Source organism: Mitsuaria sp. GD03876, assembly GCF_029840635.1.
In the GTDB taxonomy this organism is placed as follows: domain Bacteria; phylum Pseudomonadota; class Gammaproteobacteria; order Burkholderiales; family Burkholderiaceae_C; genus Roseateles.
In genome coordinates, this window is the sequence record NZ_JAOCCU010000022.1 from 1 (window position 1) to 21,674 (window position 21,674).

Annotated in this window: 19 protein-coding genes and 1 pseudogene; 6 read left to right on the forward strand and 14 right to left on the reverse strand. The window is 70.8% G+C overall.

Annotation, left to right across the window (positions count from 1 at the left end; genetic code table 11):
- A pseudogene (locus tag N5D62_RS15045) lies at window positions 1-211 on the reverse strand (hypothetical protein); the annotation flags it as partial.
- Window positions 212-579: 368 nt separating this feature from the next.
- Here N5D62_RS15045 and N5D62_RS15050 point away from each other — a divergent pair.
- Window positions 580-2,061, forward strand: a complete 1,482-nt coding sequence (locus tag N5D62_RS15050) for an ATPase domain-containing protein (RefSeq protein WP_279758655.1) — start codon at window positions 580-582, stop codon at window positions 2,059-2,061.
- Window positions 2,061-3,728: a response regulator gene (locus N5D62_RS15055; RefSeq protein ID WP_279758656.1), complete on the forward strand. Its 1,668-nt coding sequence runs from the start codon at window positions 2,061-2,063 to the stop codon at window positions 3,726-3,728. The genes N5D62_RS15050 and N5D62_RS15055 overlap by 1 nt, the downstream gene beginning before the upstream one ends.
- Here N5D62_RS15055 and N5D62_RS15060 read toward each other — a convergent pair.
- Window positions 3,721-4,578 (reverse strand): AraC family transcriptional regulator, encoded by an 858-nt coding sequence (locus N5D62_RS15060; RefSeq protein WP_279758657.1) that lies wholly within the window; start codon window positions 4,576-4,578, stop codon window positions 3,721-3,723. The genes N5D62_RS15055 and N5D62_RS15060 overlap by 8 nt on opposite strands.
- A gap of 52 nt (window positions 4,579-4,630) precedes the next feature.
- Between N5D62_RS15060 and N5D62_RS15065 the strand changes: the two genes are divergently transcribed.
- On the forward strand, window positions 4,631-5,347 hold the full coding sequence (locus N5D62_RS15065; RefSeq protein WP_279758658.1) for a DJ-1/PfpI family protein: 717 nt from the start codon (window positions 4,631-4,633) through the stop codon (window positions 5,345-5,347).
- A gap of 86 nt (window positions 5,348-5,433) precedes the next feature.
- On the opposite strand, the gene N5D62_RS15070 is transcribed toward N5D62_RS15065, so the two are convergent.
- The 5 genes from N5D62_RS15070 to N5D62_RS15090 all read right to left on the reverse strand — a co-directional run bounded on the left by N5D62_RS15070 (window position 5,434) and on the right by N5D62_RS15090 (window position 10,226).
- On the reverse strand, window positions 5,434-6,735 hold the full coding sequence (locus N5D62_RS15070; RefSeq protein ID WP_279758659.1) for an aspartate aminotransferase family protein: 1,302 nt from the start codon (window positions 6,733-6,735) through the stop codon (window positions 5,434-5,436).
- 197 nt (window positions 6,736-6,932) lie between these two features.
- Complete coding sequence (locus tag N5D62_RS15075) at window positions 6,933-7,919, reverse strand: LysR family transcriptional regulator (RefSeq protein ID WP_279758660.1); 987 nt, start codon at window positions 7,917-7,919, stop codon at window positions 6,933-6,935.
- Window positions 7,920-7,950: 31 nt separating this feature from the next.
- Complete coding sequence (locus tag N5D62_RS15080; RefSeq protein ID WP_279758661.1) at window positions 7,951-8,310, reverse strand: hypothetical protein; 360 nt, start codon at window positions 8,308-8,310, stop codon at window positions 7,951-7,953.
- Between the two features lie 16 nt (window positions 8,311-8,326).
- Window positions 8,327-8,932, reverse strand: a complete 606-nt coding sequence (locus N5D62_RS15085) for a hypothetical protein (protein ID WP_279758663.1) — start codon at window positions 8,930-8,932, stop codon at window positions 8,327-8,329.
- 43 nt (window positions 8,933-8,975) lie between these two features.
- Window positions 8,976-10,226: a hypothetical protein gene (locus N5D62_RS15090; protein WP_279758664.1), complete on the reverse strand. Its 1,251-nt coding sequence runs from the start codon at window positions 10,224-10,226 to the stop codon at window positions 8,976-8,978.
- Between the two features lie 153 nt (window positions 10,227-10,379).
- Between N5D62_RS15090 and N5D62_RS15095 the strand changes: the two genes are divergently transcribed.
- From N5D62_RS15095 to N5D62_RS15105, 3 genes are all read left to right on the forward strand, one after another.
- A complete protein-coding gene (locus tag N5D62_RS15095) occupies window positions 10,380-10,970 on the forward strand; it encodes a YcxB family protein (RefSeq protein ID WP_279758665.1) in 591 nt (196 codons plus the stop codon).
- A 207-nt stretch (window positions 10,971-11,177) separates the two neighbouring features.
- Window positions 11,178-11,777: a hypothetical protein gene (locus N5D62_RS15100; RefSeq protein WP_279758666.1), complete on the forward strand. Its 600-nt coding sequence runs from the start codon at window positions 11,178-11,180 to the stop codon at window positions 11,775-11,777.
- A 92-nt stretch (window positions 11,778-11,869) separates the two neighbouring features.
- A complete protein-coding gene (locus N5D62_RS15105) occupies window positions 11,870-12,787 on the forward strand; it encodes a hypothetical protein (RefSeq protein ID WP_279758667.1) in 918 nt (305 codons plus the stop codon).
- Between the two features lie 96 nt (window positions 12,788-12,883).
- Here N5D62_RS15105 and N5D62_RS15110 read toward each other — a convergent pair whose 3' ends face one another.
- The 7 genes from N5D62_RS15110 to N5D62_RS15140 all read right to left on the reverse strand — a co-directional run bounded on the left by N5D62_RS15110 (window position 12,884) and on the right by N5D62_RS15140 (window position 21,661).
- Entirely contained in the window at window positions 12,884-13,414 is a 531-nt protein-coding gene (locus tag N5D62_RS15110) for a GNAT family N-acetyltransferase (protein ID WP_279758668.1), read from the reverse strand.
- Complete coding sequence (locus N5D62_RS15115; RefSeq protein WP_279758669.1) at window positions 13,414-13,998, reverse strand: XRE family transcriptional regulator; 585 nt, start codon at window positions 13,996-13,998, stop codon at window positions 13,414-13,416. Before N5D62_RS15115 ends, N5D62_RS15110 begins: the two co-directional genes overlap by 1 nt.
- Before the next feature lie 115 nt (window positions 13,999-14,113).
- Window positions 14,114-14,539 (reverse strand): response regulator, encoded by a 426-nt coding sequence (locus tag N5D62_RS15120; protein WP_279758670.1) that lies wholly within the window; start codon window positions 14,537-14,539, stop codon window positions 14,114-14,116.
- Window positions 14,540-14,546: 7 nt separating this feature from the next.
- Window positions 14,547-18,758 carry a PAS domain S-box protein gene (locus N5D62_RS15125; RefSeq protein WP_279758671.1) on the reverse strand — a complete coding sequence of 1,404 codons (4,212 nt, stop codon included), beginning with the start codon at window positions 18,756-18,758 and terminating at the stop codon, window positions 14,547-14,549.
- 175 nt (window positions 18,759-18,933) lie between these two features.
- Window positions 18,934-19,338 carry a hypothetical protein gene (locus N5D62_RS15130; protein WP_279758672.1) on the reverse strand — a complete coding sequence of 135 codons (405 nt, stop codon included), beginning with the start codon at window positions 19,336-19,338 and terminating at the stop codon, window positions 18,934-18,936.
- Window positions 19,335-20,297: a hypothetical protein gene (locus N5D62_RS15135; RefSeq protein WP_279758673.1), complete on the reverse strand. Its 963-nt coding sequence runs from the start codon at window positions 20,295-20,297 to the stop codon at window positions 19,335-19,337. The genes N5D62_RS15130 and N5D62_RS15135 overlap by 4 nt, the downstream gene beginning before the upstream one ends.
- A 53-nt stretch (window positions 20,298-20,350) precedes the next feature.
- Window positions 20,351-21,661 (reverse strand): PepSY-associated TM helix domain-containing protein, encoded by a 1,311-nt coding sequence (locus N5D62_RS15140; protein ID WP_279758674.1) that lies wholly within the window; start codon window positions 21,659-21,661, stop codon window positions 20,351-20,353.
- Between the last annotated feature and the right edge of the window lie 13 nt (window positions 21,662-21,674).

Sequence of the window (21,674 nt, forward strand, 5' to 3'; positions counted from 1 at the left end):
GAGCGGGTGCCGGCGCCGGGGCGGGCGCGGGCGAGCCGGCCAGCGGCGGATTGCCGCCGGAATCGCCGGAGGAGCCGCCACCGCCGCCGCAGCCGGCCAGCGTGCCGGCGGCGCTCAGCACGACCGCGGCGCTCAAGACGAGCCCCCAGGAGGTGGTCTTCGGGGACGGACAGGCCGAGGTCGGGACGGCCGTGGAAAGGGGGTGGCGCATGGCGCTCCTGCAGCTCCGGGGAAGGGGGCACCAGGGAGCGCGGGACGCGACGCCGTGGTGGACGTTCGCGTCGTTGATGCAGGGGACGTGCCGGTTGCGATTGGTTTCAGAAGCGAGGCCTTCTTCGCCCAACCGAATCATTTCGATCAGCGAACTCGGGTGGGGCCACCGCATTTGGGCGAACTGCGCCGCGCGGCAGGGTCAGGTTTTGTCAGGCCTGACAAAAAGTGTCACTTCGGAAGTGCGGAAATCGTCGCAAACGGGGCGTCGCGACCGGGGTCGTGGGCATGCCGATTGCCAGGTGGTCGCCTCATCCCCCGTCGCGCGCTTCGCCGCGGCGCGGGTCGCTCACCCTGCCTTCTAGATATATGGCATCGAACCGCTGCTCCACCGGCGTCCCTGGCCTGGACGACATCCTTCAAGGGGGCTTGCCCTGTGGCCATCTCTACCTGTTCGAAGGCGAACCGGGGACCGGCAAGACCACCCTCGGCCTGCATTTCCTGCTGGAGGGACTGAAATCGGGCGAGTCCGGCCTGTACGTCACCCTGTCGGAAACGGCGTCGGAGCTCAAGGATGTCGCCCGCGCCCATGGCTGGGACCTGGACGTGCCCGGGGCGGATGTCTTCGAGCTGGTCGACCCGCAGGACCTGAGCCCGGAAGCGGAGCAATCCATCATCCATCCGGCGGAACTGGAGCTGAACCAGACCGTCCAGGGCGTCATGGCGCGCGTGGCGCGCACCCGGCCGCGTCGTGTCGTCTTCGACAGCCTGTCCGAGATGCGCCTGCTCGCCCAGGACCCGCTGCGCTACCGGCGCCAGGTGCTGGCGCTGAAACACTTCTTCGCCAGCCATGGCTGCACCGTGCTGATGCTGGACGACCTCAGCGCGGCCAGCGGCGACATGCAGCTGCGCAGCATCGCGCACGGCGTGGTCTGGCTGCAGCAACTGGTCGGCGAGTACGGCGCCGACAAGCGCTACCTGCGCGTGGCCAAGATGCGGGGCATCGACTTCCGCAGCGGGGAACACGACTTCTCGCTCAAGACCGGCGGGCTGGAGGTGTTCCCGCGGCTCGTCGCGGCCGAGCACCACAAGAGCTTCCGGCCGGAGAACGTCAGCACCGGCAACCCGCGGCTGGACACGACGCTGGGCGGCGGCCTGGCCCGGGGCAGCAACACGCTGTTCGTCGGACCGTCCGGCGTCGGCAAGACCAGCACCGCCGTGGCCTGCGTCCATGCCGCCATCGGGCGCGGCGAGAAGGCGGCGTATTACCTGTTCGACGAGGGCCTGGGCACCCTGATCCCGCGGGCCCACGCGATGGGTTATGACCTGAGCCCCGGTGTCGAGGACGGCCGGCTGCTCATCAGCGCGCTGGACCCCGCCGAGGTCACGCCCGGCGAGTTCGCCGCCCGCGTCCGGCACGCGGTCGAGCAGCGCGGCGTCCGCACCGTCGTCATCGACAGCCTCAATGCCTACCTGCAGGCGATGCCCGGCGGCAAGTTCCTGATGCTGCAGATGCATGAGCTGCTCACCTACCTCAACCAGCGGGGCGTGATGACCATCCTGATCCTGGGCCAGCACGGCATCCTGGGCCAGGGCAAGCTGGACATCGACCTGAGCTACCTCAGCGACGCCGTGGTGCTGTTCCGCTACTTCGAGGCCCGTGGCCACCTGCTCAAGGCGATCTCCGTCACCAAGAGCCGGACCAACCGCCACGCGTCCACGATCCACGAGTTCCGGCTGAGCGAGAACGGCGTCGAGCTGGGCGAGGCGCTGACCGACTTCGAGGGCGTGGTCGCCGGCGTGGCGACCTACCGGGGCAAGGGCGCGTTGTTGAGCGACGGCGATTCCTGATGGTCGACGCGTCCGAGACCCGCGTCGTCATCCTCGCCCCGTTCGGGCGGGACGCGCAGGTCGTGACGGACGTGGTCTCGCGGCTGGCGCCGGCGGTGACGGTGGCGTCGCCGGCGCAGTTGCTCGCCGCGCTGGGCGAGGGCGCCGCCGCCGCGGTGGTGACCGAGGAAGCCTTCAGCGTCACGCCGCAGGGGCCGATGGACCTGTGGCTGCGGTCGCAGCCGGCGTGGTCCGATTTTCCCTTCGTCGTGCTGACCCGCAAGCGCGCCGGGCCGCGCCCGCCCAACGCGGCGGCGTCGCTGCGGCTGATGGGCAACGTGATCCTGCTGGAGCGCCCGCTGAGCGCCGATTCGCTGCAGTCCGCCGTCGAGACGGCGGTGCGGGCGCGGTCGCGGCAGTACGCGACGCGGTCGATGCTCGCCGAACTCGCCGTCGCGCACGAGGCCGTGGGCAAGCTGAACCGGGAACTCGAAGGGCGCATCGAGAGCCGCACGCGCGAGCTCTCCGACGCCAACAACCGGCTCATGAACGAGATCGCCGAGCGCGAGCGCGCGCAGACCACGCTGCTGCAGGTGCAGAAGATGGAGGCGATGGGCCACCTGACCGGCGGCATCGCCCATGACTTCAACAACCTGCTGCACGTCATCGGCACCAACCTGGACATCCTGGCGCGGCTGGACTGCCCGCCGCAGGCCGGCCGCGTCATCGAGGGCGCGCGGCGGACGGTGCGCCGCGGCGCCCGGCTGACCGAGCAGCTGCTGTCCTTCGCCCGCAACCAGTCGCTGGTGCCGCAGCCGACCGACCTGCATGCGTCGATCGCCGGCATGCAGGAGCTGCTGCAGACCTCGGTCGGCTCGCGGGTGCGCATCGAGCTGGACCTGCGCCATCCCCATCCGGTCGCCCGGCTGGACCCCAACCAGCTGGAAATGGCGATCCTCAACCTGTCGCTGAATTCACGCGACGCGATGCCCGAGGGCGGCACGATCACGATCACCACCGGCGAGGCGGTCATCGAGCGGGGCGGCGGCGGGGGCGAGGACGTGCCAGCGGTGCGCTTGAGCCTGGCGGACAGCGGGCAGGGCATTCCGCCGTCCATCATCGAGAAGGTGTTCGAGCCGTTCTTCACGACCAAGGCGATGGGCAGCGGCACGGGGCTGGGACTGGCGCAGGTCTACGGCTTCGCGAAGCAGTCCGGCGGGGTGGCCAGGATCGCCAGCCTGCCCGGGCGGGGCACCGAGGTCGGGCTGCTGTTCCCGCTGGTGGCGAGCCACCTGGCCCAGGAGCCGGAGCCGGCGCGCCAGGGGTTGGAGACGCCGCCGCAGCGGGTGCTGGTGGTCGAGGACGACGACGAGGTGCGCCAGTCCATCGTGCAGAGCCTGGAGCTGCTCGGGCACCAGGTGACCGGCGTGTCCAACGGGCCGGCGGCCCTGCGCGTGCTGGGCGAGCGGCCGCCGACGCTGCTGATCGTCGACTACGTGATGCCGGGGATGAACGGCGCGGAGCTGATCCGGCAGGTGCAGGACGGCTGGCCGACGATCCCCATCATCCTGGCCACCGGCTACGCGGACATGGACAAGGTGGGCGACTCGCTGGGCGCGCGCTTCATCCTGAAGAAGCCGTTCCACGTCGACGCGCTCGCGGACGCGGTGCATCTGGCGGTCACCTGACGGTCTCGTCGCGGAGCTGGCGCAGGGCGACCAGCGGCGGCAGGCCGAAGGACGCCTTGAAGCGCCGCTGGAAGGTCCGGCGCGACATGTGGCAGAGCTCGGCCATTTCGTCGATGGTCCAGCGGCGCGAGGGCGCGGCCATCAGCCGTCCGACCAGCTCGGAGAACGGCGCCCCCGCGCGGTCCTGCGCGCGCAGGGCCTGGCTGTACTGGCGCTGGTCGCCGTCGCGGCGCAGCGGGACCACCAGCCGCCGCGCGACGCGCTGCGCCAGGTGGCGGCCGCCATCGCGCTCGATCAGCGTCAGCGCCAGGTCGATGCCGGCGGTCACGCCGGCGGAGGTCCAGTACTTGCCGCTCTCGCTGTAGATCAGCTCGCCGCAGACCTGCAGCGCTGGGAAGCGCTGCTGCAGCTGCTCGGCGGCGCGCCAGTGCGTGGTCACGCGGCGGCCGTCCAGCAATCCGGCTTCGGCCAGCAGGAACGCGCCGGTGCAGACGCTGCAGGTGCGCCGCGTCGTGGCGTCGGCGGCGCGCAGCCAGTCCCGGATGTCGGGCCGCGCGGCGAGGCGGTGCACGCCTTCGCCGCCCGGGACGATGACGGTGTGGAAGTCGCGTGCCAGCGATTCGGCTAGGCCCAGGTCGACCTGCAGCCGCAGGCCGGGCCCGGTCGTCGCGGCCACGTCGGCGCTGCCGCAGGTGACCAGCCGGTAGCGCTGCTGGCCGCTTTCCTCGTTGGCGGTGACGAAGGCCTGCCACGGTCCGGCCAGGTCGATGGGCTGGAAGCCGTCGAAGACCAGGAAGGCGATGTCGATGGGCGTGATGTCGATTGGCGCGATGCGGCCCGTTTCTGGCACTCCCGGCTCCTCTGGACGCTCTAAGGTCGCGGCAGTCTCACGGAGGTCTTTCATGCAAGTCAACGTCCTGCTGTTTCCCGGTGTCACGCAACTCGACCTGACCGGTCCCTACGAGGTCCTGGCCCGCGTGCCGGGCTTCACCGTCGACCTGGTGTCGGCGGACCTGGCGCCGGTCGTGTCCGATCGCGGACTGATCCTCACGCCGACGGCGAGCTTCGACAGCGCGCGGCTTGCCGACGTCCTCGTCGTGCCGGGCGGTCCGGGCGTCGACGAGGCGATGACGCTGGCGCCCTGGGTCGACTTCATCGCGCGGCAGGCCGCGGGGGCCCGCTACGTCCTGGGCATCTGCACCGGCGCGCTGCTGCTCGGCGCGGCGGGACTGCTGCGCGGCAAGCGGGCGAGTTCCCACTGGATGGCGCGGGAGTTCCTGCCCGCCTTCGGCGCGCTCCCGGATGACGCGCGGATCTGCGTGGATGGGTCGCTCATCACGGCGGGTGGCGTCACGTCGGGCATCGACATGGCGCTGCAGGCGGTGGCGCTGATGCGCGACGAGGACACGGCGCGCCAGATCCAGCTGCACATCGAGTACGACCCCGCGCCGCCTTTCCCCGGCGGCACGCCCGAGACCTCGCCGCCGCACATCGTCACGCGGTGCAGGGAGGCGGGGATCGCCCGCCAGCAAGCGCGCGCGGCGGCGGTCGAGCAGGCGCGAAGGAACCTGGCGCGGCGTCTCGAGGGCGAGGCCGCCCGGCAAGGGACTGCCGGGTAAGGCGCTGCATGGGGGCCGTCGCGAAGGGCCGCCACCGAATGCGGCCCGGTGACGGCGCTACAGGGCCGAGGGCCCGCCATGTCGCCTCAGACGACGTCCTCGATTGCGCGCTTGAGCAGCGACAACCCGAGGTCGATCTCTTCGTCGGTGACCGTCAGCGGCGGGGCGATGCGGAACACGCCGCCCATCATCGGCAGCTGCACGATGTTCATGCTCAAGCCGTGCTTCATGCAGGCGCGGGTGATGGCCGCGCCCAGTTCCGGCGCGGCCTCCTTGCCGGCCTGACTCCTGACGATCTCCACGCCGAGCAGCAGCCCGCGGCCGCGCACGTCGCCGATGCAGTCGAACTCGCGCTGCAGCGAGCGCAGTCCCGCCTCGAGCCGCGCGCCCGCGATGCGCGCGCGTTCGACCAGGCCGTCGCGCTCGACGATGTCGAGCACCTTCAGCCCGACCGCCGCGGGCAGCGGATCGGAGACATGGGTCGTGTAGAAGAGGAAGCCGCGTTCATGGCAGCGCTCCTCGATCTCGGCGGTCGTCAGCACGGCGGCCAGCGGGATGCCGGCGCCCAGCGTCTTCGACAGCGTCAGGATGTCCGGCGTGACACCGTCGCGCTCGCACGCGAACATCATTCCGGTGCGGCCGATGCCGGTCTGGGCCTCGTCGAGGATGAGCAGCATCCCGCGCTCGCGGCACTTCGCCTGCAGCGCCTTCAGGTAGCCGACGGGCAGGTCGATCAGCCCGCCCGAGCTCAGGATCGGCTCGGCGATGAAGGCGGCGAGGTTGCCGCTGGATTGCCGGTCGATCAGGTCGAAGGCGTAGTCCAGCTCGGCCTGCCAGTCCTCGGCGCCGAGCCCGCCGAAACGCGGCCGGTACGGGTTGGGCGCGGGGATGGCGAAGGAGCCGACGGCCGCGGGCCCGTAGCCCTTGCGGCCGGCGCAGTAGGTCGCCGACGCGGCGGCGCCGGTCATGCCGTGCCACGACTGCGCGAAGCCGACGATCTCGTACTTGCCGGTGTAGAGCTTGGCCAGCTTGATGGCCGCCTCGTTCGATTCGGCGCCGGTGCTCAGCAGCATCGCGCGCTCCAGGCCGGGCGGCGCGACCTCTGCGAGCCGGGTCGCCAGGTCGACCACCGGGCGGCTCAGCATGCCGCTGAACAGGTGGTCCAGGTCGCGCGCGTGGGTGGCGATCACCTCGGCGATCTCGGGGTGGCCGTGGCCCAGCAGCGAGCTCATCTGGCCCGAGGTGAAGTCCAGGATCGCGCGGCCGTCGGCGTCGTGGACGAAGCTGCCTCGGGCGCGCTCGATGATCAGCGGCTCGAAGCTGCCGCCGTAGCGGATCAGGTGCTTGCGGGAACGTTCCCAGAACGTCGGATCGGCGTTGCGCGACATGGCAGTCCTCCATCAACAAGGGCAGCCGCGAGCGTAGGCAGATCGACGCGCGCCGGGTAGCGAGTAGTTTTGATGGGAGCCATCAGCGCGGCGGATTGCTGGCGCGCATTGCCGGCGCGGGTTGCCGCCATGCATGGCGCGCGCGTGGGATGGCAAGCGCGACGGACCCGGGTGGCTCGCCGCGCGGCGAGCGCGGTTCAGGCCGAGGGCAGGAACTTCCGCACGTGCGCGGCGAAGGCGGCGGTGAGCGGCGTCGGCCGCTCGCGATCGAACGCGAGCGTCAGCGCGACGGCGGGCAGGGGCGGGAGGCCGCTGTCCTCGCCGAGGATCTCCAGGTCGTCCGGCACGGCGGTGCGGGTGAGCACGGTGACCGCCTGCCCCGAGCGCGCCATGCCGATGAGCCCGGCCAGGCTGCTGCTCGCGTAGGCGAGTCGGAACTCGCGCCCCTGGGCCTCGAGGGCCTGGACGGCGTAGCGGTGGTCCAGCGCATCGGGCGCGCCGAGGGCGAGCGGCAACGGCGTCAGCGCGGCGACCGGCGTGCCGCGCCGGGCGACCCAGACGAGTGGCTCGTGGCGGATGACGTGGTTGCCCGTGTTGGTGCCCGCGCCCGTGTCCGTATCCGCGCCCGTGTCCGTATCCGTATCCGTGTCCGTGTCCGTGTCCGTGTCGGTGTCGGTGTCGGTGCTGGTGCTGGTGCTGGTGGTGGTGGTGGTGGTGGTGGTGGTGGTGGCTTCGACCGAGACCAGGGCGAGGTCCGCCGCGTGACGTGCCAGCAGCTCCAACAGGCGCGGGGTCGGCGCGCAGACGACCTCGAGCTGCACGCGGGGATGCAGGCTCGCGAAGCCCTGAAGCAGATGCGGCAGGAAGACCATCGCGTAGTCCTCCGGGCAGCAGAAGCGCAGCACGCCCGACATATGGCCACCGCGCAGTTCCGCGAGCGCCTCGTCATGCCGGCGCATCAGCTCGCCCGCGTGCGCGAGCAGGCGTTCTCCCGCGGCGGTGAGCGTGACGCCGCGCGCGGTGCGATGCAGCAGCGGCTGGCCGGCGACTTCCTCGAGCCGCTGCATCTGCATGCTCAGCGCGGACTGCGTCCGCCCGACGCGCGCCGCTGCCTTGCTGAGCGCGCCGGTCTCGGCGACGGCCAGGAGGCTGCGCAGCAGGTCGATGTCGAGAGTGGCGGTCATGGGGGTGAGACGAAGCGTGGAAGGGGAACTGTCAGATGACCCGCCAGTCCTCGAATGGATCCATCCAAAGCAGGTCGCGGTGGCGTCCGAGGACATCGATCACTTCCGTCCAGCCCAAGCGCCCGCCGGAGTAGTCCGTGACCCAGCGCGTCCCCTTCTCGATGGGCTCCTCGCCATGGTGGTGGATGATCAACTCAAGGTCGCGAAACTGTCCTTCGGCGATGAGGATCCCGCGATTGCCGTCATCAAAGCGAGCGGCGACGGATTGCAGCTGCGTGCCGGTCTCGAGAAAGTGCGTGTTTTGCCACCCCGTCGCTTGACCGCGGACGACCTTTGATTGGCCGTATGGTGGACGGACGCGAGCGATCACGATGAAGTGGCAAGGGCGCATCGATGGATTTTGCCGCTCACTTGAGCGGCATGCCCTTCTGCGTCATCAGCACCAAGACGATGGCGATCGGGATCAGGACGGCGGTGGGGGTGCGATCGATGAGTCGCGCGGACAGCGACGAGGTGGGGGGCGGTACCGCATCGCCCACGATGTCGATCACGTACGGCTGATTGGTCGGGCGGAGGCCCAGCTGGGACCTGTCGATTTCCGCTCGCGGATAGCGCCGGAACTTGAGGCGTTGATCGAAGAGCACGCGATGACCCGGCAATTGCGGCGAGGTCGAGCGGTACAGGCTCGCTTCCTCCGCGGACAGTCCGCTCTCGGGCAACGTGAGCCGCACGTTCAGCCGCACCGTGTTGTCCTCGAGCAGATGGCCGTCGCGGAAGTCGCCGGCCAGGCGCGACCGAAGCGGACTGGTGAGCAACTCGACGAGCGCCTTGGGCGGCATCAGTTCGTAGTCATGGAAGCTGCCGAAGACGATGAGTCCGCGCCAGTCGGGCGTCGCCGCCAGCGATTGGACGGTCTCCTGGTAGTAGACCGCTCCGAACTCCTTCGGCCGGCTTGCGCAGCCCGTGCCCAGCGCGACGGCCGCACCGGCCATCAGCATCGCGCGTCTGTCCATGTTGTCCTCCCGGATCTGCTTGTGGATGTGTGGCGGGGCCGGATCATCGCGCTGGACGCTGCGCCTGCGCGACGGCCTCGCGGACCTGCTCGGCGGTCAATGCGAAGGCGCCGACGAGGTTCAGGTCAGCGTCGAATTCGAAGAGCCGTCCGGGGGCTGGATCTTTCAGCCGTTCGACAACGACGCCATGGCCGCCGGATGGCGTCCTGGCGAAGGCCAGTGTCGCGTAGGTCACCCGCTTGTCCTCCCTGGGCAGGAGCGCGACCGTGATGTGTCCCGGTCGCGCCGCTGAGAAGGCCCATTCCATGCTCCGGCTGCGGTCGCTCTCGACCCAGACTTCGCCGCGCTGGTCCATGCCGTACAGGGAGCCGGTGCCCTTGTAGCGATCGGCGTTCTCCCGCCACTGCAGGGCGGCGAACCGGTCGGCCGGCATCGCCGGAAGACCGCGCTGAAGGTCGGCGACGGCCGACGGCGGCAGGCTGACGAGCCGTTCCTCGGGTACCCGCAGCAACGGATGGCCTTGACCGACGATGGCCGCATCCAGGGCCGAGACCGCGGCGTTCCTGTCCGGGCAGATGGAGACCCAGTTCTCATGGAACTGGTAGTTCTGGCCAATCCGTCCCACGTGGTCGACGAGGCTCAACGCGGTCTGCGAGCGGCCTTGCGCGTCGAGGCTGCTGGCGCTGACATCGAAGCGCTGCAGCTTGAAGCGCGCGATGACGAAGGCGTCGGTCACCTGGGCGTCGATGCGGACCGGTGACGTGCGCGCGGGGAGCCAGTCGATGCCGACGCACTGACCAGGCGGCACGCCCTGGAGGCGGCGCTTCACGACGTTGCCCTCGAGCGGGCTCGCGGAGCGGCATGCGGGACTGCCTTCCGGCCAGATGGCGATCCGCGCGATCTTGCCGCGTTGATGCTCCGGTGCCTGCGCGGCGGGCACGTTGGTCTCCAGGGCGATCAGACGCTTCTCCAGGAAGTAGTCCACTGCGCGACCCAGATCCAACGACGTCTTGCGCTGACCCGAAGGTGGGAAGGGCGGCTTCGGGAAGGGCCGGGCGAGAAACTCCAGGTAGGCCCAGTCGACGTACAGGTCCGAGACCTTCAGCGGCGCCGGAATGTCGATGAGGTTCCTGTTGCATCCCGCGGTCGGAATGCTCGTCTCGACCGCTTCGGGCGGCGTGGGCGCGGCGCAACCGGCGAGCGCGCCGGCGACGCACAGCAGGCCGGCGCGCGCTGTCGCGCTTGCAAGCGGGCGAGCTCGACCCGCGCGATGGCCCATGGGGTTCTTCTTCATGGTTTTCCTCCCTTCACCTTCTGCTTTGGAAGGCCGCGCGCATTCTAGGGACGGCGAAGGCGGCGAGGCGCCCGATCCGTGGGGAGCGCAGGGGCGATGCCGATCGCGAAAACCCTGGCTTGAATCGACGCTGTCCGGCGCGATATCGGCCGGATGCTTTTCCCACGCCATCCGAAGCCGGTCGTCGACCCGCGCCCCGTCGCCACGCATTCGATCCAGCAGGAGCAGGCCGTGTTGCCGGCGCTGTCGACGCCAGGCGCCATCGAGCCCGAGCCCGAGCCCGAGCCCGAGCCCGAGCCCGAGCCCGAGCCCGAGCCCGAGCCCGAGCTCGCGGATGCCGTGCCCGAACCGCCCATCCGCTTCACGGTCCACTACGGCTTGCGGGAGTACCTCGCGGCGGTGCACGAGCACCTGCCCACTGCCATGCAGCGGCGAGGGGAGGGGCATCGCCGGATCGGCTGGGGCAGTCGGCTCACGTTGACCGTCGTGGCGACGCCGATCTTCCTGTTCAAGAAGTGGCGCGTCGGCGCGTGCAGTTTCGACATCGACGCGCGGGGGCTGACGCGCCAGAGCAAGGGGCGGCCGTTCACGCTGAGCTGGAGCGACATGACTGCCGTCCACCGCTACCGCGATGCCTACGTGGTTGAGACGGCCCGCGGCGCGATGCCGCTCCCGCACCGCTGCTTCAGCGCCGCCGAGCGCGAGCGCTTCGAGCGCTGGTCGTCGCAGGTCGCGGAGGTCTGAAACAGGAAGGGCCCGGCCGGACGGCTCGGCATCGTCGCCCGTGACTTGCGACTTGCGACTTGCGGCTTGCGGCTTGCGGCTTGCGGCGCGCGGTCCGCGGCTCGCGGCCCCGACGCGTTGGCGTGCCCGCCATGTCCCCTGTTCCGCCTTGCCGGCGGCGCGGCGCGGGCGTACACCGTCGTCGCTCAACCGCCGATGGAGGCGCTCATGCGCGCGACTGCCGCTTCGGTCCTCGCGACCGCTTTCCTCCTTGCCCCGATGACGCCCGCGCCCGCCGCGACCTTGTCCGGCAGCGTGAGCTTCAACAACGGGCTCTACACCTACAGCTACACGCTGTCGGCCTCGGACCTGCCGGTGACGCAGGTGCTGGTGATGTTCAACAGCCTGGGCTTCACCAGCTGGGACCTGTTCCCCGTGTCCTCGACCAGCCCCGCCGGTTGCCAGTTCAACCTGTATTCCGGCCCCCTGATGGGCCAGCCGCCGGGCAGCGAATTCAAGTCCGCCTCCTACTGGGGTTGGGGCTGCCCGTTCAACGGCACCGAGGCGCTCAGCGGCTTCTCGTTCACGACGACGCACGCGCCGGCCGCCAATCCCTATCCGTACAACTACAACCTCTACGTGCCGGGCTACACCGGCGGTCAGCCGCCGTGGGAGAGCACGCAGGTCGGCCAGGTCGTGGCGCCTGACCTGCTGCTGGTGCCGACGATTCCGGAGCCGGCGATCGCGCTGTACTTCTTGGCGGGGTTGGCAGGGCTCGGTTGCGTGCGATGGAGCGCGCAGAAGTCAGGGCGTCCATCACGTCGTTGAAGCATCGCGGATCGCCCTTGGCGTCCGATGCAACCGGGAGATTCAAGAGCGGCGTCGCGACAATGTGATGAGCACCATCACATCCGATCGCCATGGCAACCGCCTCGACTGTTCTCTACAAGCGCACCTATCTGTCGCAGGAGCCCGTTATCGGCTTTATCGAGTTCCTCCGTGGTCTCGTCGCCGGCGCCCCGTTGCCTGCGGCGCACGTCTTCTCCGTGCGAGACAGGAAGCTCTATGTCGGCTACGCGTTTCTCGTCCAGCAGACGCAGGGTGCGCGGGGCCTGAGGATCGACTCGCTCGAAGGTGCTTTCGATCGCTACTGGTGGAATCGAGGCAACTTCGCGGCCAACGATGAGGTGCTGAAGGCTCTGCGCGAGGAGGTGCTCACCGCATTGGACACGCAGGGGACTGACGAGCAGCGGCTCGATGCACATCTCTCGGCGATTTGCGCGGTCCTAAGGTGGGGCGCAGGCGGGACCGGGCTGAAGCTCTATCGAGAGAACATGCGATGGGCGCGCGAGAACGCGTCGACTCTGGTGCGTCGAATTCGCCTGGCTCGGGACGCGATCGACGCGGACGTCGTTGACCTGTCGGTCTTCGGTGGCGATGAAGGCGCCCGCATGAATGCGGGCTACACGAAGCTGTTCGCCTTGGCCTGTCGCGCATCGATCATTTATGACGGGCGCGTCGGCGCCGCGCTGGGCTTGCTGACACGGATGTTTTGCACTGCCCAGAAGCTCTCGACGGTGCCCGAAGAGTTGGCCTTCCGTTGGGGCGGCCAGACATCCACCGGGAGATTCCTGCCTCTTCCGCGCAATCCGTCTCGCGGTCCGCTGGCGTTCCCGGCATTGAACACCAGCGATCGCATCTGGGCTCGCTGGAACGTGCAGGCCAACTGGATCCTCGGTGAAGTTCAACAGGGAGCCGATGCCGATTGGTGTCGCGGGCCCGACGGGTTGCGCCGCATCGAGGCCGCGCTCTTCACGATCGGATATCACCTGCCTTGATGGCACGAGCCCAAGGCAGACATCGCCGGACGTCCCTCGGTGCTCTTAGGTCGGCCTGGCAGCGGCGCGAGGCCACCGACAACGGAGCCGGTCCGTTTACCCGTCGACGGGATCCTCCGGCGTCTCCAGCAGCAGCTGATAGAACGCCAGGTCCAGCCAGCGCCCGAACTTGAAGCCGACCTGCGGCAGCGTGCCCACGTGGCGGAAGCCCAGCCGCTCGTGCAGCGCGATGCTGCCCGCGTTGGAGGCGTCGATGCCGCCGATCAGGCAATGCACGTCGCGCGTTTTCGCCACGCCGATCAGCGCCTCCATCACCACCCGGCCCAGCCCGCGGCCGCGATGGTCCTGGTGCACGTAGACCGAGTGCTCCACCGTGTACTTGTAGGCCGGCCACGCGCGGAAGGTCCCGTAGCTGCCGAACGCCAGCAGCGTGCCGGCCGCGTCCTCGATGCCCACGACCGGAAACCCGCCCGCGGCCTTCGCCGCGAACCACGCCGCCATGCTCTCCGGCGCGCGGGTGCGGTAGTCGTAGAGCGCCGTCGAGTTGACGATCGCCTCGTTGAAGATGTCGAGGATCGCGGCGCCATGCCGCTCCAGCCCGCAGGACACGATCGAGAAGCCGCTCATCAGAACCTCCGTGGCAGGGAAGTGGCCGTCGCCATCGCGACCGCGTAACGCGCCACCTTGCGCGTCGGATTGCGGAAGGCCAGCGGCTGGTCCGGCACCATCGCCAGGCAATCGCCCGGCCGCAGCCGCCAGGCCTTCTTGCCGATGGTGATCTCCATCTCGCCCTCCAGCATCCAGACCTGCTGGTGCACGACGTTGCTGCGACCGGCCGTGTCGAAGGTGACCGACTTGCCGGCCGGGAAGGTCACCTCCACCAGCTCCAGCGGCGAGCCGATCGTCGCCGGCGACAGGTGCCGCCGCATGTAGCCCGACTCCGGATCGGTCCAGACCCGGTGATCGGCGGCGCGTGCCAGCGGGGACGCGAACTCTTCCGGATCCTCGGTCGCGAACAGCGCCGACAGCGACACCCGCAACGCATTGGCCAGCTTGTCCAGCACCGCGGCCGTGGGACTGGTCTCCTCCCGCTCGATCAGCGAGATCGCCGAGCGGCTCACGCCGCTGCGTTCGGCCAGGGCTTCCAGCGTGAGGCCCTGCGCCTTGCGCAGGTCCCGCACGCGCGTCGCGAGGTGCTTGTCGATGTCCATCAATCCATCTTACTGGAATGAATTTCCAGCGCAATGGAAATCAGCCGGAGTCGCCGGCCGCCGGATCCCCGCGGTGACGCGCGCCAGCCCGCGCCCGGGCCGGCACGCCGGCGCGCTACGAGTGGTCCCGCGCCGCGCGCCGGTCGCAGGACTCGCGCGCGGCCTCGTCCAGCAGCGCCTCGAGCTTGGTCAGGTCCATCGGCTTGACCAGGTGGTGGCGGAAACCCGCCGCCGCGCTGCGTTCCTTGTCGGCGCTCATGCCGTAGCCGCTCATCGCGATCGCGTACACGCTGCCGGGCAGGTGCGCCCGGGCCATCAGCTCCCAGCCGTCGCCGTCGGGCAGCCCGATGTCGGACAGCACCACGTCGGGCTCCGCCGCCGGCAGCGCCGCCAGCGCCTCCTGCATCGAGGCCGCGCAGCGCACGTCGTGCCCGAGCATCGACAGCAGCTGCGACAGCGTGCGGCGCGTGTCGTCGTGGTTCTCGATCACGAACACGCGCAGATGCGCCGCGCCGGTGCCCGGGGAGGGAGTGGGGGACATGACCTGCTCACAGTTCCGCCAATGGCAATTCGAGTGTGAACGTGGCGCCCTGGCCGCGTCCCGGGCTGCTCACCCGCAGACGGCCGCCGTGCGCCTCCACGGTGGCCTTGGAGATCGACAGCCCCAGTCCGAGCCCGCCGAACTCCCTCGCCACCCAGGTCCCTCCCTGCACGAAGGCCTCGAAGATCCGGGGCAGCGCCTCCGGCTCGATGCCCACCCCGTTGTCCTCCACCGTCATCACGAAACGACCCTCCTCCAGCGTCGTCGAGATGCGGATCGCGCCGCGCGGCGGCGTGAACTTGGACGCGTTCTTCAGCAGGTTCCACACCACCTGCTGCAGCCGGTGGTTGTCCCCCACCGTGCGATGCACCGTCGCGCGCAGGTCGACGGTCAGGACCTGCGCCTTCTCCCGCACGTCCCCGTCGCAGACCTCGCAGGCCGCGCGGATGATCTGGTGCAGGTCGACCGACGCGCGATCGAGCTCCAGCGTCCCGCGCGAGATCCGCGTCAGGTCCAGCAGGTCGTCGATCAGGCGCGATTCCACGCGGATGTTGCGCAGGATCATCTCCAGCGAGCGGTGCACGTCCTCGGGCAGCTCCTCACGCCGCGACAGCATCTGCAGCGCCATCACCGCCGGCGTCAGCGGCGTGCGCAGCTCGTGCGACAGCACCGCCAGGAACTGGTCCTTCGCGACGTTGGCCGCCTCCAGCGCGGCGCGCGCGCCTTCGTTCTCGCGCAGCGCGCGCAGCAGCTCCGACTGGCTCAGCTCCAGCGCCTGCTGCGAGCGCCGCGCCTCGCTCTGGTCGCGCAGGATCTTCACGAAACCGGCGTTGCGGCCCTCGGCGTCGTGCATCGTCATCATCGCGCCGCTGGCCCAGAACAGGCTGCCGTCCTTGCGCTGGTGGAAGCGGTCGTCCCCGGCCCGGCCCTCGGCCAGCGCCTGGGACGCCTCCTCCTGCGGCACGCCCGCGCCACGGTCCTCGTCGGTGAAGATCATGTCGGCCTGGCGCCCCGTGGCCTCCTGCTCGGAGTAGCCCAGGATGCGCTGCGCGCCGGGATTCCAGGCGGTGATGCGGCGGTCGGCGTCGGTGGTGAAGATGGCGTACTCGCGGGCGTTCTCCAGCACCATGCGCAGGTGCTCCTCGCTGTTGCGCAGCGCCGCCTCGGCGGTCTTGCGCTCGGTGATGTCCACGCACACCGCGATCACCGACCCCTCGCCGCCGTCCATCGCCGGCAGCGAGGTCACGCTGTTGTGCACCCACACCGGCGAGCCGTCGCGGCGCAGCAGCCGCTTCTCGATCTCGAAGGACTCGTCGCGCTCCAGCAGCAGCTGCAGCCGCTGGCGGTGCTGCACCTGGTCGTCCGGATGCACCAGCGCGTCCAGCGACATGCCCACCAGTTCCTGCTCCGCGTAGTCCAGCAGCCGGCACATGCGGCCGTTGACCAGGGCGATGCGCCCCTGCAGGTCGACCTGCAGCACGCCGACCGTGGCCTGGTCGACGATCGCGCGGAAGCGCGCGTCCGCCGCGCTCAGCGCCTCCTGCGCGCGCTTGCGCTCGGTGATGTCGACGAAGGTCAGCACCACGCCGGCGATGCGGTCGTCGATCGTGCGGTACGGGCGCAGCCGCGCCAGGTACCAATGCCCGCCGGCATCCACCAGGTCGCCCGCGCCCGGATCGCCGCCCTGGCCGACCTCGCGCTCGACCGAGACCAGCGTCTCCAGCACGTTCTGCGCGTCGGTGGCCAGCGACGGGTAGCGCAGCTGCGTGGTCAGGTCGGTCAGCGGCCGGCCGATGTCGGTCGCGATCAGGTTGAACAGCGCCACCGCCGACGGCGTGAAGCGCGTGATGCGCAGCTGCCGGTCCAGGAACACCGTCGCGATCGCGGTGGCGTCCATCAGGTTGTGCATGTCGCTGTTGGCCTGGCCCAACTCGTCGACCTTGCTCTTGAGCTCGTGGTTGACGGTGGTCAGTTCCTCGTTGATCGACTGCAGCTCCTCGCGGCTGGTCTCCAGCTCCTCGGTCGCGGAGCGCAGCTCCTCGTTCATCGCCTGCAGCTCTTCGTTGCTGGCCTTGAGCTCCTCGGTCGAGGCCTCGTACTGCTCGACGGTGTCGCGCAGGTGCGACTTGAGCCGGTCGATCTCGCGCTCGAGCTGGCGCGCCAGCGGCTCCGGCGGCCGCTTCTCGGCGGCCGCGTCCAGCGGCGTCTCGGGCACGCCGCTCTGGAACACCACCAGCATCAGGTCCGGCGACACGTCGCGCGCCGGGTACACATGCACCGTCACCGCCAGCGAGCCCTCGGGCAGCGGCATCGCCAGGCCCGGCACCGTCGTGGGCTCGCCCGACTGGCTCACCTGGTACAGCGCCGCGCGCAGCTCGATGCGCAGCGCCGGATGCACCGAGCGCAGCAGGTTGCGGCTGGGTTCGCCGCCGTTGAACTGCAGGAAGCGGCCGGCGGCGGGCGAGAGATGCAGCATCTCGTACTCCGCGTCCACCAGCACCGACGGCGGCGCCAGCCGATCCAGCAGCCGCAGGTGCACCTCGCCCCAGGGCACGGTGCGCGACGACGCCGCGCGGTCGGCCAGGCGCGGATTGGCCGGCCCCTGCTCGAACACCCGGCCCGCCGAATGCGCCGCCTCGCCCTGCGCCTGCTGCGTCTCCAGCGCCAGCGCCAGCGTGCCCGGCCCGGAGGGCACCGGCAGCCCGGCGCGCGGCATCGGCCGCTGGCGGAACAGGCGGTGCTTCTTGTCGAGCACGGTGAACAGCGGGCTGCCGTCCTCCACCGACTCCGACGAGCCCAGGAACAGCGTCGCGCCCGGGCGCAGCGCGAAGTGGAAGATGTCCAGCGCGCGCGCCTGCGCGTCGCGGTTCAGGTAGATCAGCAGGTTGCGGCAGGTGACCAGGTCCAGCCGCGAGAACGGCGAGTCCTTGAGCAGGTCGTGCATCGCGAACAGCACCATCTCGCGCACCTCGCGGCGCACGCGGTAGCCGCGGTGCTCCTTGATGAAGTAGCGGCGCAGGCGGTCCTCGGAGACGTCGGCCTCGATCGTGGAGGGGTAGATGCCCTCGCGCGCGACCTGGATCGCGTCCTCGTCCAGGTCGGTGGCGAAGACCTGCACCACCGGCGGCGCGTCCAGCGTGCGCGCGTGCTCGTTGAGCAGCATCGCCACGGTGTAGGCCTCCTCGCCGGTCGCGCAGGCGACGACCCACACCCGAACGATGTCGGTCGGCCCCTTGTCGCGGAACAGGTCCGGGATGCGCGACTCCAGCGCCGCGAAGCAGTCGGCGTCGCGGAAGAAGTTGGTCACGCTGATCAGCAGGTCCTGCAGCAGCGCGCCGGCCTCGCCGGGGCGGGTGCGCAGGCAGCCCAGGTAGCCCGACAGGTCGTCGATGCCGTTGACCTGCATCCGGCGCCCGATGCGCCGCAGGATGGTGGCGCGCTTGTAGTACGAGAAGTCCCGCCCGGTGCGGGTGCGCAGGAAGTTCAGCACGTCGCGCAGCGTGCCCTCGTCGGACGTGCTGCCGGCGATCTGCACCGGCGGGCCGTCCTCGGGCGGCAGCCGGACGCGGTGCTCCTGGCGGTGGTAGTCGATCAGGCGGCCCGGCATCTCCGCCACCGGCAGCACCCAGTCCACCATGCCGGTGGCGATGGCGGTGCGGGGCATGCCTTCGAATTCAGCCTCGCCCGGGTCCTGGGCGATCGTCAGGCCGCCGCGCTCCTTGATGCGCTTGATGCCGATGGCGCCGTCGCCGTCGTTGCCCGACAGGATCACCGCCGACGCATGCGGGCCATGCGTGTCCGCCAGCGTGCGGAAGAAGTGGTCGACCGCGACGTGCCGCGTGCGGTCGTTCGGCAGGTCGAACAGGCGCAGGTGGCCGTCCATCGTCTTCAGGCCCTTGCGCGGCGGGATGACGTAGACGCGATTGGCCTCCATCGGCGCGGTCTCGAGGACCTGTGTCACCTTCATGCGGGTCTCGCGCTGCAGCAGGTCGGCCAGCGCGCTGTCGTGGTCGGGCGACAGGTGCAGCACCACGACGAAGGCCATGCCCGTGTCCGCCGGCAGCCCGGCGAAGAACGACTGCAGCGCCGAGATGCTGCCCGCCGAGCCGCCCAGCCCGACGACCGGCAGCATCTGGTAGCCGCGGGACGGCACGACGTTGTCGAGCTCGTCGGCTTCGTCTTCCTCGGCATGGTCGGGCGATCGCGGATCGGTGCTCATTCCGTCGTCTCTGTCTGTCAAGCGGGGCCTCGAGGCGTTTGGAGAACGCGCGATTATGGGCGCCGCTGCAGGGCCTCGACATGGGGTCGCGGAGCAAGGCGAATACCCGGGGTCGCCACGGGCGCGGCGGGTGCGCCGATTGCCAGCGGCGCGGCGCGGCGCGGCGCGGCCCGACTTATTGGCCGGGCAGGGCGCCCAGCGCGTGGGCCGACAGCACCGCGGCGCAGGCGGCGATGCCGGCCAGGCCGAGGCCGCGGCTTGCGCGCAGGGTGCGCGCCGGCGCGAGGTTCAGGGCCAGCACGAAGCACCAGCCGATGAGCATCCAGGCCGCGGCGACGACGAACAGGCCGCCGGCCACGCCCAGCGCGCTCACGCCGCAGGTGAGCTGCAGCAGGAGCAGCGGCGCCAAGGCCGCCAGCAGCGCGGCCGGCGCGCGGGTCGCGTCCGCCGGCGCGGCCCGCGTGCCGACGGCGAGCGCCCAGCGCGACAGGCCCCAGGGCGTCGCGGCCGCGATCGCGAACGCGGCGAGCGCGGGGGCCGCGCCGGCGAGTGTCCAGGTGGCGTGGGCCAGGGCAGTCATGCCGGGACCTCGTCGATGTCGGCGGCGTTGTCCGTCGCGATCGGCGCCTGGCGCCAGGCGCGCGCCAGCGGCCAGGTGAGCAGGGCCGCGGCGACACCGGCCTGCGGCACGCCGGAAACCCCCGCCAGCGCGGCGAAGGCCAGGGCCGCCAGCGCCAACAGCACGATCGCGGTCCGGCGCAGCCATGCCGCGAGGGACACCGCCGGCAACACCAGGAAGAAGGTCAGCAGCATGCCCAGCATGCCGACACCGCGCTGCGGATCGACCGCCACCAGATGCGCCAGGCGGAAGCTCTCGACCATCAGCAGGGCGGTGATCCAGAAGCCGGCGTATCGGGCGAGGTGGTCGATCACGCGGCGCCAGGGAGCTGGACGCGACGGCGAGTCCGCAACGGGCGGCGCTGGTGCGCCCGACTCGATCGAAAGTCCTGACGCCGGCGCTCGGCCGGTGGCCGAGGTCGGGGCGGCGGTGGCGGTGGAGGTGGAGGTGACGGTGGAGGTGGAGGTGGAGGTGGAGGTGACGGCTGCCCGGCGTGCTGCGGGGCGCTTGTCGGGTCTCGGCTCGCCCAGCGTGAAAGCGAGGGCGCCCGACCCGCCCGCGAGGGCGAGGAGCGAGACCGTCATCGGACCGAGCGGCGGATGCCCGTGCCATCCGCCGAGGAAGGCGGCGATGACCAGCAGCCCCGCCGTCAGGCCGAAGGTCCATCGCCACAACGGCGACTCGCGCCGTGCCGCGAACGCGAGGCCGGCGGCGATCGCCGGCCAGAGCGCGACCAGCGTCCACATCGCCCACGCGGGGCGCTGCGCCAGCGGCGTCCACCCTGGCGGGGGCGCGAGGTGCAGCACGATGCCCACGACCAGCGTCGCCGGCATCGCCGCGAAGAGCCCGAGCAGGAAGCGCGTGCCGCCGCCCAGCGCCGGCAATTCGGCCGGCGCCGCCGCTCCGGCGGGGCCGGTCACCCTGTCGAGCCTCGGCTTCCGACCCGACGCTCCATCGGGTGTGCGATCGATCGTCATGCGATTGCTCCTCGCGCGACGGTGGGGGCCGCGGCGCGGCGGCGCGTCGCCTCCCGCTGCCGGCGGCGGTCGAGCCAGATGACGGTGCCGGTCAGCGACAGGAAGGCCGGCGTCAGGCCGAGCAGGAAATACAGCCACTTCAGGCCGAGGCCGCCGAAGTCGCCGAAGTGCAGCGGCTCCATCAGCCCGTCGACCTGGCTCCAGAAGCCCATCTGGCGCGGATCGCGCGCCTGGGTCACGCGCCCGGTCGCGCCGGAGAACCGCACCGCCGCGTTGCTGTGCAGGTGATGCGCGAGTCCGCCGGTGATCGTGACGACGGCGTCGGGCCGTCCCCATTTCTGCAGCGACATCGCCTTCGGCTCGAAGTCGGGCACGGCCGTCCGCGCCGCCTCGACCATCTCGGCGAGCGGGGCCATCGGCACCCGCGCGGCCTTGTCGCTCGCCTTGCCCGACTTGCCCTTGCTCGCCGCCGCCGTCGCCGTCGCCGTCCCCGTCCCCGTCCCCGTTGCCGTTGCCGTTGCCGTTGCCGTTGCCGTTGCCGTTGCCGTTGCCGTTGCCGTTGCTGTTGCCGCGGGCGATGCCGCCGCCTTCGAGGTCGCGGGCGGCGCCACGGACGCCGCCGCGGTGCCCGCGGCCACCTTCGTCACGTACTCCCAGCCGCGCTCGAACACCGGCGCGAGGCCGAGCCAAGTCCCGGTGGCCGCGATCAGCAGGTGGAAGGCCAGTCCCCAGATGCCGGCCGACTTGTGCAGGTCGGACATGACCACGCGCAGGCTGCGGTCCCAGCGCTGGGTGAACAGCTCCGCGAGGACCTTGCGGTGGATGACGAAGCCGGTGCCGATCAGCACCAGCATCGCCGCGCCGAGGAACCCGACGATCCAGCGCGGCCCGAAGAACAGGAAGACATGCAGCATCCGGATGTACTGCCCGAGCTGGCTTTCCACGGGCCCGATCAGCGCGCCGGTGTCCGCGCGCAGCGCGAGCTTGGTGCGAATGCCGCCGGCGCCGTCGCCCGGCCCGAGCCGCACGTAGGCCATGTAGACCGGCATCGCGTCGTCCGGCAGCGCGAGCGAGTCGACCGTCGCGCCCGGATGCCGCGCGGCGATCTCCGCCATCACCACGTCCGGCGAGACCGGCGCCGCCACGCGCGGCATCGCGCGCAGCGCCGGATTGGCCCACAGGTCGATCTCGTGCTTGAACACGACCACCGCGCCCGAGAAGCACACGACGAACAGCAGCAGGCCCGTGACCACGCCCGCCCACGAGTGCAGGACGAACAGCAGGTTCAGCGTGCGGCGGCTGGGCATGGAAGCGCCTTCA